Annotated in this window: 11 protein-coding genes; 5 read left to right on the top strand and 6 right to left on the bottom strand. The window is 38.9% G+C overall.

The window, feature by feature from the left end; genetic code table 11:
* Positions 1–46: 46 nt before the first annotated feature.
* The 3 genes from R3E32_22300 to tesB all read left to right on the top strand — a co-directional run bounded on the left by R3E32_22300 (position 47) and on the right by tesB (position 3,877).
* Positions 47–1,513: a S41 family peptidase gene (locus tag R3E32_22300; protein ID MEZ4887481.1), complete on the top strand. Its 1,467-nt coding sequence runs from the start codon at positions 47–49 to the stop codon at positions 1,511–1,513.
* A 61-nt stretch (positions 1,514–1,574) separates the two neighbouring features.
* Positions 1,575–2,990: a DEAD/DEAH box helicase gene (locus tag R3E32_22305; GenBank protein MEZ4887482.1), complete on the top strand. Its 1,416-nt coding sequence runs from the start codon at positions 1,575–1,577 to the stop codon at positions 2,988–2,990.
* Between the two features lie 26 nt (positions 2,991–3,016).
* Positions 3,017–3,877: an acyl-CoA thioesterase II gene (gene tesB / locus R3E32_22310; GenBank protein MEZ4887483.1), complete on the top strand. Its 861-nt coding sequence runs from the start codon at positions 3,017–3,019 to the stop codon at positions 3,875–3,877.
* Positions 3,878–3,879: 2 nt separating this feature from the next.
* Here tesB and R3E32_22315 read toward each other — a convergent pair whose 3' ends face one another.
* Positions 3,880–5,655: an astroprincin family protein gene (locus R3E32_22315; protein ID MEZ4887484.1), complete on the bottom strand. Its 1,776-nt coding sequence runs from the start codon at positions 5,653–5,655 to the stop codon at positions 3,880–3,882.
* Positions 5,656–5,774: 119 nt separating this feature from the next.
* Between R3E32_22315 and R3E32_22320 the strand changes: the two genes are divergently transcribed.
* Entirely contained in the window at positions 5,775–6,245 is a 471-nt protein-coding gene (locus tag R3E32_22320; GenBank protein ID MEZ4887485.1) for a hypothetical protein, read from the top strand.
* Positions 6,246–6,357: 112 nt separating this feature from the next.
* On the opposite strand, the gene R3E32_22325 is transcribed toward R3E32_22320, so the two are convergent.
* Both R3E32_22325 and metG read right to left on the bottom strand, forming a co-directional pair.
* Positions 6,358–7,062: an OmpA family protein gene (locus R3E32_22325; GenBank protein ID MEZ4887486.1), complete on the bottom strand. Its 705-nt coding sequence runs from the start codon at positions 7,060–7,062 to the stop codon at positions 6,358–6,360.
* Between the two features lie 265 nt (positions 7,063–7,327).
* Entirely contained in the window at positions 7,328–9,400 is a 2,073-nt protein-coding gene (gene metG / locus R3E32_22330; protein MEZ4887487.1) for a methionine--tRNA ligase, read from the bottom strand.
* A 706-nt stretch (positions 9,401–10,106) separates the two neighbouring features.
* Between metG and R3E32_22335 the strand changes: the two genes are divergently transcribed.
* Complete coding sequence (locus R3E32_22335) at positions 10,107–10,901, top strand: hypothetical protein (GenBank protein ID MEZ4887488.1); 795 nt, start codon at positions 10,107–10,109, stop codon at positions 10,899–10,901.
* A gap of 246 nt (positions 10,902–11,147) precedes the next feature.
* Here R3E32_22335 and R3E32_22340 read toward each other — a convergent pair whose 3' ends face one another.
* From R3E32_22340 to R3E32_22350, 3 genes are all read right to left on the bottom strand, one after another.
* The gene (locus R3E32_22340; protein ID MEZ4887489.1) at positions 11,148–12,221 is read right to left on the bottom strand and encodes a putative zinc-binding peptidase; all 1,074 of its coding nucleotides are present in this window, start codon (positions 12,219–12,221) and stop codon (positions 11,148–11,150) included.
* A gap of 632 nt (positions 12,222–12,853) precedes the next feature.
* A complete protein-coding gene (locus R3E32_22345) occupies positions 12,854–13,414 on the bottom strand; it encodes a hypothetical protein (GenBank protein ID MEZ4887490.1) in 561 nt (186 codons plus the stop codon).
* Positions 13,415–13,604: 190 nt separating this feature from the next.
* Positions 13,605–14,954, bottom strand: a complete 1,350-nt coding sequence (locus R3E32_22350) for a glucosaminidase domain-containing protein (protein MEZ4887491.1) — start codon at positions 14,952–14,954, stop codon at positions 13,605–13,607.
* Positions 14,955–15,116: the final 162 nt, after the last annotated feature.

A 15,116-nucleotide genomic window follows, 5' to 3' on the forward strand; every position in this document is an offset into this window, starting at 1 on the left:
CGTTCTTGTAAATACAATTTTTCTCCTTCAAAAAAACACCAAACCCATGACACGAGTAATCAGGCAGTTACCATTTTCACTAACCAAACTACTGCTGTTACTGACCGCTTTCTTTTTCTCAACCTTCAATTTATCCGCACAAGAACCCAATCCCCCCAAAAAAATCTCCATTGAAGAACTTCAAAAAGACCTAACTTTTCTGAAAAAAGCGTTAGAAGACATTCATCCTGGAATGTATTATTTTACCGACAAAGAAACCTACAATCAACTGTATGACAGCATTTATCAATCTCTCCAAACACCACTTTCCAGAGTAGATTTTCGAGAAAAAATTGCTCCGCTTATCCTTCAGCTTCAATGCGGACATACCCGCCTGTTGGCTTCCCATAAGGACGATAAGAAAAAACCTAAAAAATATTTTCCGCTGCAATTGAGGCAGATTGAAGGAAAAGTCTTGGTCAATAAAAACTATGGGGAAGATACAAGTATGATTTTCAAAGGAGTCGAAATTTTGGCAATCAACGGTATGCCGATTGACAGTATTCTCCAACTTTTTTACCGCAATACAACCCGTGGCTCGGACGGTGACAATGAAACGGGTAAACAATTCTACAACTTACGTTTTTTTACCAGTAGATTTGCAGAATGGTTTGGACGACCCGATAGTTTTCAAATCGAATATTTAACACCTAAAACAACTGATTATCAAACTATTTCAATAGCGGCTCTTACTTCAAAAGTTATGGCGCAAAACTACAAAACTCATTTTGGCAAACCACCCCAAAATATTAGCTTGGAGTGGCTCAATGATGAAACTGCTGTATTGAAAATTCGGTCTTTTGTGGATTTGGATAGCGATTACGGCTTAAATTTTTGGGGTCAAGTGCGGGCTTATTTTCGGGAAATCAAGCAATTAGAAGCTGAACATCTCATCATTGATGTACGGGGCAATGGCGGAGGAGCATTGAAGAACAGCTTCAAATTGATGCAATATTTGGAAACCGAACCTTTTAGTGTCAACAAAGCCTTGCTTGCCAAAGCAAAAGCAGTTTCTAATGTGGGTTTTCGGGAAAAACTGATGTTGGGATTTAGCTTTAAACGCACCGATAGCACCTATATTTCGAGCAAAAGTTTCACCCAAATTCGCCAACCCAAACAAAAGTTGGGCTACAAAAGAAAAGTTTATTTGTTGATAGATGGAGGTTCTTACTCTGCTTCTGCGCTTTTTGCTGCACATTTGCATTCCAAAAATCGGGCGACTATTGTAGGCGAAGAAAGTGGAGGTAATTATTATCTCGCTTTTGCAGGTTTTTGGACGGTCAAAACATTGCCTCACTCCAAAATCAGCGTGCGTATTCCGTTGATTAGATTGGAGTATGATGTGGAGTCGGATGTTCCCTTCAATAAAGGCGTACCTCCAAATATTGGAGTAACACAAACGTACAGTGATTTTTTGGAAGGAAAAGATACGCAATTGGAGGCGGTTTTGGATTTGATTGAAAGTGAGAAATGACAAAATAGAGAACAAAAAGCCATACAACAATAAGACAATTCAGCAGTAAAACAATAAAAAAATGTCCTCAACTTTTGAACAATTTAAGTTTACCCGTCAATTTCTCAATGCCATTGAAGATGCGGGCTTTAGCGAACCTACACCCATACAATTGAAGGCAATCCCTGCGGTCAAATCAGGCGAAAATGTGATTGGAATTGCGCCTACGGGAACGGGAAAAACGGCGGCGTATTTGTTGCCGATGCTGATTCAAATCAAATATGCGGAAGGTGAACAGCCGAGAGCTTTGGTTTTGGCACCTACTCGTGAGCTTTGTATGCAGATTGAAGATAGAGCCAAAATGCTGTCGAAATACACCAATATCCGAACGATTGCATTGTATGGTGGGGTGGGTAAAAAGCAGCAAATTGAAGAATGGGAAGCAAAGGGTGGTGCTGATATTGTGGTGGCTACGCCTGGACGTTTGATGGATATGTATAAGTTGAAGTTTTTGGAGTTTAAGAAAATCAAGTGGGTGGTGATTGATGAAGCTGACCGAATGATGGATATGGGTTTTATGCCACAAATTCGAAAAATTCAGGAGGTGCTGCCCAACAAACGCCAAAATTTGCTTTTTTCGGCTACCTATCCGCCCAAAGTGGAGAAGATGGCGGACGAATTTATTGACTATGCGATTCGCATTGAAGTAGCTCCACAAGCGACTACGGTTGAAACGGTTACGCTACGGGTGTATGAGATTCCGAACTTCAAAACCAAGTTGAATTATTTGCTGTGGATGTTGGAGGATGAGGAGCGGTACAATCGGGTGATGGTATTTGTGCGAACCAAACAGGCGGCTTCCAATATTACGAAATATTTGGAGCGAAAAATGGAGGATAGAGTGCGGGTGATTCACGCCAATAAAGACCAAAATGCCCGTATCAATGCGATGAATGAATTTAAGGAAGGTAATCTTCGGGTTTTGGTGGCAACGGATGTGGCTTCAAGGGGGATTGATGTGACGATGGTAAGCCATGTGATTAACTTTGATGTACCTGTTGTGTATGAAGATTTTGTGCATCGAGTTGGGCGAACAGGTCGGGCGCAAAATGAGGGTACTGCCATCACTTTCATGACTCCTGCCGAAAAATACCACCTCCGAAAAATCCAAAAACTCATCAAACAGCAAATTCCTATTTTTACGCTTCCACACGATTTGAAGATTGAAGAAACGCCCAAAGAGGAAGCGCAGGACATGGCTCGTGAAATTGACCACCAAAAACGAAAGGAGAACCCCGACTTCAAAGGGGCTTTTCATGAGAAAAAATGGATGCTGCAACAGGGAAAAGGTGGCAAATTGTATAAGGGGAAGGATAAGCCTAAAGAGAAAATCAAAGATAAGGAGAAAGACAAGGGTAAAGGGAAATTTGGTAAAAATAGTAGTAGCCATAAATTGAAGGGCGGAGCAAAAAATCGCAAAGGGAAAAAATGGGATTAAAATTATAAAAATTAAGATAGTACAATATGCAAACCGTTGAAGAATTATCGAATTTACTGAATTTAGAACGCTTGGATGCCAACCTGTTTCGGGGCAATAACTACCAAACTCCGTGGGGTATTGTGTTTGGTGGTCAGGTGTTGGCGCAGTCCTTGAACGCTGCTCGGCGAACCGTTCCCGAAGATAGATGTGTTCATTCGATGCACGCTTATTTCATTTTGCCAGGTGATTTGAGTCTGCCGATTATCTATGATGTGGACAGGATTAGAGATGGCGGAAGTTTTACGACTCGTCGGGTCGTTGCCATCCAAAAAGGTCGCCCGATTTTCAACATGGCTGCCTCGTTTCAGCTCAATCAAGAGGGGCTGGACCATCAAATCACCATGCCAAACGTACCACCTCCCGAAGCTTTATTGACAGATATAGAGCTTTCGGAAACTTGGAAAGAGGAAGCTCCCGAAGCCTACAAACGCTATCAAACGCCCCGTCCTATTGAGTTTCGTCCCGTAGAACGTTTTCACCCTCTCGACAAAAGAAAACACGAGCCGTTTCGCCATGTTTGGATGCGGGCTACAGGTTCGATGTTGGATTTGAAAGCTTTGCACTGCGAAGCATTGGCCTATGCTTCTGACTACAATCTGTTGGGCACTTCGGTTTTGCCGCATCGAGATGTGGTAAATGATACTGAACTCCAATTTGCAAGTATTGACCACGCCATGTGGTTCCATCGGGATTTTCGGATGGACGAATGGCTCTTGTATGCTTTGGATAGCCCAAGTGCTTCGGGTACAAGGGGTTTTAACCGTGGCAATATCTTTACAAAAGATGGTACATTGGTGGCGTCGGTAGTGCAAGAGGGATTGATTCGGAAACGGCGGAAGAAGTAGGGTTATTGGACAATCGCTTTGAATTCTCCTACAATGGGATAATTGCCATAAAATTTTCCTTGAATGACATTGCCCGGATTCTGTCCAAATTCGGTTATTTCCAATAGTACCTCATATTCTGAAAAAACATCGTAATCAAATAAAGATAAAGTTGTTTGCGGATATATCCCAACGCCTACTACATTTTCTGTGAGTATTTCGGCAAAACTATAGTAATTATAAGTCCATCCTTTAACCGACAAGTTGTTTTCGTCATCCACATTCGCTTCTAAACTAAATGAACAGTCTGTTTCGAAGCCATTTATAGTGATGTAAAAATAGGTTTCCAATTCATCGCAAACCGCTAAAGGACTCAACGCAATAGGCGTATCTGAAAAGTCAATGGGTACGGGGAAACTTGTTCTTTTATTCTTGGAGTCTATGATGCTGAGTTTGCCTTGAGTTGCCTCACATACATTTGCCACAAATTCAAAAGTGCCATTTTCCTGCAAAGGGTAGAAAGAAGAAACAATACTATTCAATTCAAATTTGACATCTCCATTTTCAACAGCATTTCCGTCACAATCCACACCAGAGCCACTGACCGTCACAAAATTACTGTCTGCGGACTGCACTACAATTGTTTCCAATTCAGTATCGCTTGCATAAGGGCCCAATTCTTCTTCCCACAAAATTTCTCCACACACACTTAAAATAGAAAGCGTAAAAGCCGTATTTGCAGGGAAATTATAAAACTCAAATTCGCCACTATCGTCCAAAAAACCACCTACTTGTGCTATTCCTTCAATGTCGACCAAGACCTCCAAATAAGGAATTTCCATATCTTCTTCATTCATTCTGACAAAAACTTTCCCTCTAACCGAAATAGGATTTGTTTTTATATCCACATTCCAAGAACTAAAATGCCCAACTTCTCCCACATAAAAACCATTCTCCAATGCTGCAGTACCTTCCTCTACCCATGTTCCCAAATTTTCGTCAAACGACCAAAGCGGAATCGTTGGAGGAGCTTGGTTTAAAATTTCGGCAGGAACGGGAAAAGAAAGCGTGGTAGATATTCCTTCTTTGAGCTGCAATTCCTTCCCATTTCCTGCCAATAATTCCACATTCAGCATCCCAAAAGTGCCCAAAGCTACGGGTTTACCCTCTTTGTCTATCCCACTCAAATCTCCTACCATTCTGGAGGCCAAATCCTCGGCAGTTGGATCAATCCAAGACATCACAACCTCTACATCTCCTGTATAGTCTTCGCCATTTTCATATCGAACACTGTTGGCGTTTAGTTGCACTTTTGCAGAACTCGAAACATCTTGCAGTGTTCCGCCTTCGATTGCAGAAATCGAACCAATGATGTTTTTATCCAAGAGTTTGATTTTGGTGTAGTTGTAGCTATTTTTGGTCAAACTCATTTTGCGAAAAGCATCAAACATTCCAGATTGCGCCACTTTCAGTAAAGCACCTTCTTTCAAGACCATGACATTGGAGTAGAGGAAATTTCCTTGTGCATCCGTTGTTGTGGTTTTGATGCCTCTTATTGTTTGCAGTGAAACTTCACTGTTCGCTACGGGATTGTCGTTTTCATCCACCACCAAGCCAAAAATGCTAGTCACCACTATTTCGCGGGAAGTCGGTGTGGTGAAAGGTTCTGTGCCATTGAGCGGAGTCAAGGGTGTGTCAATGAAGTTCTGCTCTTTGAGGCAAGAATGGAAAATTGCAGTTGTGCTGATGAAAAGGAGGAGGAAAAGGAGTGTTTTTGAAGTAAAGGCGAAAGAGTTCATAACTTGTGAGGTTTTGTATATTTAGAATGACAGCAATATACAAAATTATTTTGCAGTAACAAAACAATTTTATACCTTGTTATCGATTATGTCTATATTAAAGTTAAATCATTCATCTGATGTCGAAAATCATCAAAACCATAGGACAAATAGATAGAAAATGTAATAAATCTGATTTGATTGCATTAGCTCAACAACATGCAAGTGAAATTATGGCGAGCCCAAATTATGATTTATTGAAAGTGTATGTTGAGTTTAAGCGTTATGAGGTCTATTTAAAAACCCTCATTTGGGAAGTAAGAGGAGAAACTTTAAAAAGAGCAAAAGAAGAGGGGCGCAAGGATTTTGAATATGCAAGTGCAAGAGTAACACAAATCAAAATACGTAAATTTGATTATTCTATTGATGAGTATTGGGAAAATTTAAACAATGAAATAGAACGTTTGAAAGCCCTAAAGAAGGAAAGAGAAACCATGCTCAAAGCAATAAAAGGAGATTTCAAAGAAGTATTGGACGAAGAAACAGGAGAGATAATTAAAATTCCTGCTCCTTCTGTAGAATATACTGATTCTCTTAGAATAAAATTGTAAACAAAAAAAAGCCCATTGACGAAGAATTTTATTGTTTTTCTCCATCAATGAGCCATAAAATCTTTGTGTTATTGTTTGTTAGTCGGCGCAATGCAAAATCCACAGCATCACATTACAAATCATTTAGCAGCTGGTAAAGGCCTGTAATTTTAGGAGTTATCACAAATTCCGTTCTGCGGTTTTGCTGTCTGTTTTCTGGTGTCGAATTATCTATAATAGGATAAAACTCTCCATTTCCTACAGCCGACAAACGAGCAGGATTCACTTTTGAATCAGTCAGTTTTCGTACCACATTTACCGCACGAGCCACACTCAAATCCCAGTTATCTGCATATTTTTTGGTGCTAATAGGCACATTATCCGTATGCCCTTCCACATCTATATCCAAGCCTTGATTTTTTATAAAAATAGCAGCAATCGTTTCAATCATTTCGATTCCTTTTGCATCCAAATCTGCACTCCCACTTTTGTATAAAATTTGGTTGGGTAGAATGACATACAATTTACCGTTTTTTTCTTGAATCTGAATATCAGGATTTTGGCTATCTGCAAAAGCTTGTTCGATAGCAGCCTTCAATTTTTGAATCTTGTCATTGCTCTCTTTTATTTTTGCACGAATAGCATCCAATTCCGCATCTTTTCTTTGCAGTTCACCCTTCAATTGTTCATCTTTATTGGGTGTCTTGGGAGTAGTTTTCATCCGCATTTCAAGAGATTCCTTTTCAGACAACAAGGAATTGTACTTTTTCTTAGAAACGCAAGAACTAAAGGTCAGAATAACAGCAATAAGTCCGAAAACCAACGCATTGAATTTCATTTTTTGTTTTTTAAGGTTAAAAAAATCTAAAAGCGTAGTATAGACTAATGCCGAGATTAAAGGTAACACCACCTACTCCAAAATATTTGAGAAGATTTCACTACTTACAAAAATTCCCCAAAGAGCCTAAAAAAGTTCTTTGGGGAATGGTATATTTAATTGTAAATAAAGAGTTTACTGCTTATCAAAACCTTTCCTAAATCAATGTTCAATTTCCACTACCAATAAGCATCTGCGAAATCCTCTAATCCGAAAAATCTGCGATTTAGCTCACCACACTACCCTCTCCACCTTCGTCTCCAGCCCCAGCAAAAACCAATTTGCCATCTGAATTCGTAGCCATCAAAATCATTCCTTGACTCTCAATCCCTTTCAACTTTCGAGGCGCAAGATTGGCGAGCAACAAAACCTTTCGACCAATAATGTCTTCAGGTGCGTAATGTTCTGCAATACCCGAAACGACCGTTCTTTCCTCCAATCCAATATTGACCCTCAATTTCAGCAACTTATCCGCCTTCTTCACTTTTTCTGCCTCCAAAATCGTCCCTGTACGAATATCGAGTTTCGCAAAATCATCGTATTGAATCGTATCCTTCAAAGGCGTGTATGCAATTGAAGCAGTTTCTTCAACAACTTGCGCTGTTTCCGCTTCCTTCAATGCCTTGTTTTGACGCAATTTCTCCAATTGAAGTTCAATCGTTTCATCGTCAATTTTTGGGAACAAAAGAGAAGGTTTTGCAGTAATGTGACCTGCTTCAAGCGGATATTTACCCAACAAAACCGCCGAGCGTTGTGCTCCCGTCAGATTGAGCAAAGCCTGAATTTTGGGTGCAGAAAAAGGCAAAAACGGTTCGAGATAGACCGAAAGCCAAGTCACCAATTTCAGCGAATGCGCCAAAACCGCCGCAGTTTTGGCCTCGTCCGTTTTGATTAAATGCCACGGTTCATGGTCTTGCAAAAACTTGTTGCCGACAGCCGCCAAATTCATCACCACATCCAATGCCTTGCGGAACTCATATTGATGGATAAAACCGTCCAATTCTTTGGGCATTTCCTCCAATAATCGGTCAATTTCGTCCGCACCTTCGACTTCCGAATGACTTGCAGGAATAATGCCATCAAAATATTTGTGCAACAAGACCAAAGCACGGTTCACAAAATTACCCAACAAACCCACCAACTCTTTGTTGTTGCGCTCCTTGAAGTCCTGCCAAGTGAACTCACTGTCTTTCGTTTCGGGCATATTGACCGTCAAAACATAGCGCAATACATCCTCTTGACCAGGGAAATCTTCGAGGTATTCGTGCAACCAAACCGCCCAATTCCTTGAAGTCGACAATTTATCGCCCTCCAAATTCAAAAACTGATTTGCAGGTACATTCGTTGGCAATATGTATTCGCCAGCCGCATGAAGGATAATCGGGAAAATGATGCAGTGAAACACAATGTTGTCTTTCCCAATAAAATGCACCAATTTGGAGTCCGCATCTTGCCAATAGTCCTTCCAATCGTCTCGCAAAGCCTTTGTGGCAGAAATATAGCCAATCGGCGCATCCAACCACACATACAACACCTTGCCCTCTGCATTTGGCAAAGGAACCTTCACTCCCCAATCCAAATCACGGGTCATCGAACGTTCATACAAACCTCCTTCAATCCAAGAACGGCACTGCCCGAAAACGTGTTTTTTCCAAGATTCGGTTTCTTGTGCTTCTTCAATCCAGTTTTTCACCCAATCCTGAAAATCATTCATTGGCAAATACCAATGTGTTGTTTCCTTCAAAACAGGCGTTGATTCGCTCAAAGTAGATTTTGGGTCGATCAATTCCGTAGGACTCAAAGCCGAACCACATTTTTCGCATTGATCGCCATACGCTTCTTCGTACCCACATTTTGGGCAAGTGCCTTTGATGTAGCGGTCTGCCAAAAACTGTTGGTATTCTTCGTCGTAGTATTGCTCACTTGTTCTTTCGTTGAAAATACCTTTGTCGTAGAGGTTGGTGAAAATTTCTTGGGAAGTTTCGTGGTGAAGTTGGGCAGAAGTTCGGTGGTAAATATCGAAGTCAATCCCAAACTTTTCAAAGCTCTCTTTGATCATCGGATGGTATTTGTCCACAATATCTTGCGCTGTAATGCCTTCTTTTTTAGCCCTTAGCGTAATCGCTGCACCGTGTTCGTCCGAGCCACACACAAAACAAACGTCTGCTCCCGTCAAGCGCAAATAACGCACATAAATGTCGGAAGGGATATAGGCTCCTGCCAAATGTCCAATGTGCAAAGGCCCATTTGCATAAGGTAAAGCAGCCGTAATCAAATATCTTTTAGGATTTGAAGTCATTGTCTTTTCTTTTAATCTAACCAACTGCAAAAGTAAGCAATCGGCTTTAGAAATGAATGAATAAAATAAGGAAAGGGAATTTTGAAGTAAAGGATTCTACTTCAATCTGTTTATTGAAGAAAAGACATGAGAACGCCCAACAACTTCGCTGCAATGTTTTCTGCAAATGAAGTAAGCAAAGACTGCTTTTGTGGATATGTGAATTGTTGGGTCACGAAATTTTTATTTGTTTTTGAATGTGTTGGGTATAACTGTGATTCAGGGAGGAAAGTTCCCCTGCACTTCAAAAATAAGTTCCAAGGTCTTCAAAACAAGTTAATTAAAATCTCTCCGCCTCTCTATCTCTGCGTTCAAATACCAAAATCAGTTTTCGCAATCCATATTAATAAACATTACTTTAGACTTTGCATGATTTTTAATTATATTAACAATTTCAATGAAATAAATTGTTCTATCCACGTCTTTTCTAAGTATATTTGTAGTCACAACCGTATGTGTTTTGTACAAGCAGAACTCGAAGTACATACACACATTATTTGTGAAGGCGAAAAAAGTTGGATTCAATACAATCAGTTTGAACTTAGCGAAAATTGGCAACAATAAGTAGTCAGCCATATTTATCTTAACAATCAAAATTCTTTAAATAACTGTTTATCAGTGTGTTTTTTCATTTTAATTTACTGCTTACATTCAAATTCATTAAAAAATGACGACTTCAAAAACTACCTTACTACTATCCCTCTTATTGGTTTCTTTTTGCAGTTTTGCCCAAAGTCAAAACCAAAACCAAAAACTCTATTGGGGCTTTTCTACAGGCTTTGGAGGTGTCTCGACAACAATAGACAAGGAGGTCAACTTTTCTGATAAAATAGGATTTGCCATTCCAACCGAAGCAAACCTCAGCTACCATCTGAGTGATGCGTGGGCATTGCAATTGAGTGTAGGTTTTCACGCCAAACATTACCGAGTTTCAGCAGATAAATTTTATACAAACGACTTCCCAATACGCCCACAAGCCAACTTCTCCGAATGGCAGCCCAATTTGACCACTGGATTGAACGTAATCTTCCGCCAACCCTTCAATGCCCAGAAAAAAATGTATTGGGGAATGATGACGGGATATGGAATCAATTGGAAAAACGAAGGATGGGGAGGAAGGAGTTTATCAAGAAAAAATTGCGACAATATAATTTCCCTTCCTCCATTCAGTTTTGACCCTTCTGGATGCGAAAGAGCTTTGGAAGTCAATTATGATTTTAGCAATCAAGGGAGTCAATATTACCTATTCGGTTTGCTCACAGATTTTGTCTTACCTTCCCAAAAAACAGACAAGTCAAATATTTTGAGATTGGCAGTTGTCAATAGAACAGGCAGAGGGCTTCCGATGCCATTAACTGGCAACATCCTTTTTTATGAGGAAGGAGAACCTGTTGAAGATTTCGATTTTAGGAGCAATGGCTCTATGCTTTCTTTTGAAATAGGGTGGTTGATGGCTATTTAATCTTGAGGCACTTCAAAAGAATTATTAAAATTAAACCTATCAAGCCAATCGAAATACCATTGAAGGGCTTGATTTTGCTTTCTGCCATTTAAAATTCCGAAGTCTCAAATCACAGATTTTGTCAAAGAACCAAAATGAAAAGAAGATGTACTTCACGTTTTTTATTTTTTGATGAAGAATTTCTCTTTAGACAAGGAGAAAATTCAAATCCTTCTGTGGAGAGGAGAAATTCTTTTCATTGCCTTCTCATAACGCTCTATAGTTTATCAACAAATGATGAACAAAGCGTAACTTCTCTACTATGGAAGGATTAAAAATAAAAGGGTATAAATCAGGCTGCCCCATACTGCGATTAAGGCTATTGATTGCAAAAGTGAGCGATGCACAAGCTTCAATAATTCTATCAAAATCGGTTTGGTAATATGGATTAAAACCTGCTTGCATATTCATGGTTGATACCTTTTGCAGGTTGGGGTGCAGACTCAGACCAAAAGCATAAGCCGTTTCTAAAGTATCAATTAGGTGTAGGTAATGCGCCCATGTCTCTGCCCAATCTTCCCATGAATGGGCAGTTGCGTATTCACTAATATAACTATGCTGCCAAGAAGGAGAGGGGCCTTCTTTATAATATTTTTCTAAAGCCTCACCGTAATCTATACGTTCATCTCCAAATTTTTCCCGATATTCTGTCAAAATTTCTAGATTTGGTCGAACCAATACATCCCAATAGTAATGTCCAATTTCATGGCGAAAATGACCAATCAAAGTTCGATAAGGTTCATCCATTTTCTTACGCATATATTCTCGGTAGGCGGAATCGGCTTCTTCAATGTTCAAAGTAATGACACCATTGGCATGTCCTGTAAGTACGTTGGGTTCGTCTTCTGCTCTATTTTTATTAGACAAAAAATCAAATGCCAAGCCATTTTCAGGGTTATCCACTTTATTCTGTATGGGTAGTTCAAATCGCTGTAAGCTATAAACCAAACGATGTTTGGCTCTTTCTAACCGCTGCCATTTATCCAAGTCATCTGCATCTTGTGAATTTGGAATGACACGATTGATTTGGCAGGCTGTACACAATTCGTGCCTATGGTTGAGAGGTATCAACCAATTACAGGCATTGTAAGCAAAGTTGCCACAATATTGATAAAGGTCTGGTTTATCTGCGAAAAGCTGCCAACTATTTTTTTGGTTTGGATTCAAAGCATACATCTCAAATTCACCATCTAAGTATCCCAACCAATGTCCGCAGGATTCACAAAGCGTATTTTCAAAAAAAACAGGATGGTTGCAATTACTGCATTGAAATATTTTCATTTTTCACTTTTAATCGTTTCAAACAATTAAGTCATATCTTAGTTTAATTTTTCATTCATCAAATTTCACGGTATAACTCTGAGTATTTTGTAATTATTCAAAGGATAGCATCTTGTTCTTCAGGAGGGGGAGTTTTTTTAGACTTTGGACAGATTTAGAGTTATCAAATACTTGAAAAATACTTGAAAAATGCTTGTTTTCAAGTATTTGACAGTTAGTTTTTTGTGACTCAAACCATTATTTGGACTCTTGAACTTATGGGGTAATTTTCAAGAGTCCAAATAATGCTGCCTTAAATGGTTGGTTTAATCGTAACTGGTTCAATACCATACAAAATTTGTAATCACTAAACACAAATTTCGTCCAAAGTCTAAAGTTTTTATAAAATACGGAATATCACACAAAGTAAAAAGAAAAAGGTGTTGATAATTGAAGTAATTACCAACACCTAATTGCTATCATGACTTTAAGTTTGGGAATAATAAGGGATGTTATTACTCTTTCACTTTTCATCCTCCTAAAGACGGCTTTTTTTATCATCTGTCACCTTTTATGACAAAAAAAATAAATTTTCTTTTTGATTTGCACCTTCAAAATATTTGATTAAAATATATGTTATTTTTCAAATGTTTTTATGCTGGTTTTCCGCCTGCTTTGGTGAGAACTGCTATCATTTCGGTTCTGTGCAATATTTCTGCAAAATCAAGTGGGGTAATGTCTCTGAACTTAGCATTTACATTTGCACCTACTTCAATCAATATTATCAATGCTTCCAAATTATTAGTTGAAATGGCATGGGCAATCAGAGGAATCCCCAATATAGGAATATCTACACTGTCAATATCCATTGCCATATCTGATTGAAGTAGGCTCTTCAACATCACATTTTGGCGTTTTTTGATTAGAAAAGGGATGAGTTCTCCCACAGCTAATGCTGGTGTCACAGTCACTTTTGTATCAATTAATAACTGAAAAGCAAACTCATTGTTACAGTGTGCTGCAACGACCAATGGATTTCGGTAAGTAGTAGGATTGTAATCGTCCAAATCTACTTTTAGCGTTATTAACTCTTGAAGAATTCGGTGCTGATGCCTCAAGATGACTTTTCGCAATAGGAGGGCGTTGGTGGTATAAAGAGGTAGGTTTAAAGTTATCTTTATTTCATCAATACGGTTGTGTTGTTCTTCTTGCATGTATATTGGCAGTTGGTTTCTTATGAAAAAACGAAACTACAAATATTTGATTCATACCTCCAAAAAAAAGATGGTAGTCTATTGGTCAAAATATTGTTTCTTCAAATAGAAAAGCCGCCTATAGAAATGAATCAATAGGCGGCTCTTAAATCTAAACCTGAATTTGTCACTGAGATTTTCTTTGGTGGATTTATGGCTCAATGACCAATCTTGTACCAGGCTTTATATTTGTGTCTGCAAGTCCATTGCTTTTTTTGATTTGCTCCACTTTTGTATTGTACTTGCGTGCCAATCCATATAGGGTTTCTCCTTCTTTGACGGTGTGGGTAATTTTGCTTGAAGCATTTGGCTTTGGCGTTTCCTTTGTAGTAATTGCCTTTTCGTTTGTTGTACTGTTCTTTTTTTTCCAACTATTCAAAGCGGTGAATAGGTCTGCTTTAGCTTCCGTTTTAACTGTTTTTTTACTTGGTTTAGGAGTAACTTCTGCCACTGCTACGCTTTTCTCTGGTTTGGAAACAACCTTTGGCTTTACCTCTTCCTTTTTCTTTGGAGTTGGTTTAGTAGCAGCAATCGTATTTTTACTCGGTTCTGCTTCTTTTTTAACAACAGGTTTTGGTATTGTTTTTTTGACTTCTGCAATTGTAGTCTTTGTTGCAGTTTTCTTATTAGAAGCCACAACAACGGTCTTTACTACTTTTTTAGGTGCAACTGTTTTTGGTTCTGGTTTAGCAATAGAGGGTAGCTTAGCACTGGCAATTATCTTAGGACTGGATTTTTCTTCCGCTTTGGCTACTGTACTTTCAGTATCTGTTGTACTACTCCAACCATAAGTAGTGGTCATCATTGGTGTACGTCGTTTGATAGAGCTTAACAAACTTGGTTGTGATGGGCGATCGTTTATAAACCAAGTGGGATACAAATCTTCTTCATTCATCATGCCTTTCAATAAAAGTTGGTAATCACGCATAATGCGATCTAATTTCTCTTGTTGAAGTTGTTCTTTGCTTCTGTCAAAAGTATGGAGTTGGTATCTTTCTATGATGCGAATGAGGTGACTACCATATTGGGTATTGGTGGCATAACCTGCTTTGCCCAGACCTGTTGCCCATGAACGATAATCACTTGGTTTGTATCTAAATAGAAAAGAATAGCGGCTGTTATTTGCCAAAAAATTGGAGTGGTCTCGATAAGATGTTCCACCTGTGGTGTATTTTCTAAAGCACTCTAAGTCTTCATCGTCATTGGCATAAACTGTTTTTCCTGACCAACTGCTGTGGCATTTAATGCCAAAATGATTGTTTGCACTGCGGGCTAAATAGCTGTTGCCGTAAGCTGATTCTAGAATTCCTTGTGCTAAAGTAATACTTGCAGGAATACGAGTGCGTTGCATCTCGTTGATGGCAATGTTTTTATATTGGTTAATGTAGTGTAATACTGAAAATTTGGTTGGGGTACTCTTATTTGCAGAGAGAGTGGTGAAAGTCGCATCTATTACAAATAACAATACGACTAAGATTAAAAATTTGGTAAACCTACTCATAAGTGATATCTAAGTTTATTCAAAAAAAAATATGCAAAGTCTATGGGTTGATTTAGATATGGTCTTTTGATAAGTAATATTTAAATAATAGATTCGATATTGTTTTGTGGGTATTATTGAAGTGCATTTAGGTTTTGCAATGGATTAGTTTCAAAGAACTAA

Source organism: Chitinophagales bacterium (assembly GCA_041392475.1).
Lineage (GTDB): Bacteria > Bacteroidota > Bacteroidia > Chitinophagales > UBA2359 > JAUHXA01.

Coding starts and splice junctions, on each gene's coding strand:
- R3E32_22300 (MEZ4887481.1), top strand. CDS start 47: ATGACACGAGTAATCAGGCAGTTACCATTTTCACTAACCAAACTACTG.
- R3E32_22305 (MEZ4887482.1), top strand. CDS start 1,575: ATGTCCTCAACTTTTGAACAATTTAAGTTTACCCGTCAATTTCTCAAT.
- tesB (MEZ4887483.1), top strand. CDS start 3,017: ATGCAAACCGTTGAAGAATTATCGAATTTACTGAATTTAGAACGCTTG.
- R3E32_22315 (MEZ4887484.1), bottom strand. CDS start 5,655: ATGAACTCTTTCGCCTTTACTTCAAAAACACTCCTTTTCCTCCTCCTT.
- R3E32_22320 (MEZ4887485.1), top strand. CDS start 5,775: ATGTCGAAAATCATCAAAACCATAGGACAAATAGATAGAAAATGTAAT.
- R3E32_22325 (MEZ4887486.1), bottom strand. CDS start 7,062: ATGAAATTCAATGCGTTGGTTTTCGGACTTATTGCTGTTATTCTGACC.
- metG (MEZ4887487.1), bottom strand. CDS start 9,400: ATGACTTCAAATCCTAAAAGATATTTGATTACGGCTGCTTTACCTTAT.
- R3E32_22335 (MEZ4887488.1), top strand. CDS start 10,107: ATGACGACTTCAAAAACTACCTTACTACTATCCCTCTTATTGGTTTCT.
- R3E32_22340 (MEZ4887489.1), bottom strand. CDS start 12,221: ATGAAAATATTTCAATGCAGTAATTGCAACCATCCTGTTTTTTTTGAA.
- R3E32_22345 (MEZ4887490.1), bottom strand. CDS start 13,414: ATGCAAGAAGAACAACACAACCGTATTGATGAAATAAAGATAACTTTA.
- R3E32_22350 (MEZ4887491.1), bottom strand. CDS start 14,954: ATGAGTAGGTTTACCAAATTTTTAATCTTAGTCGTATTGTTATTTGTA.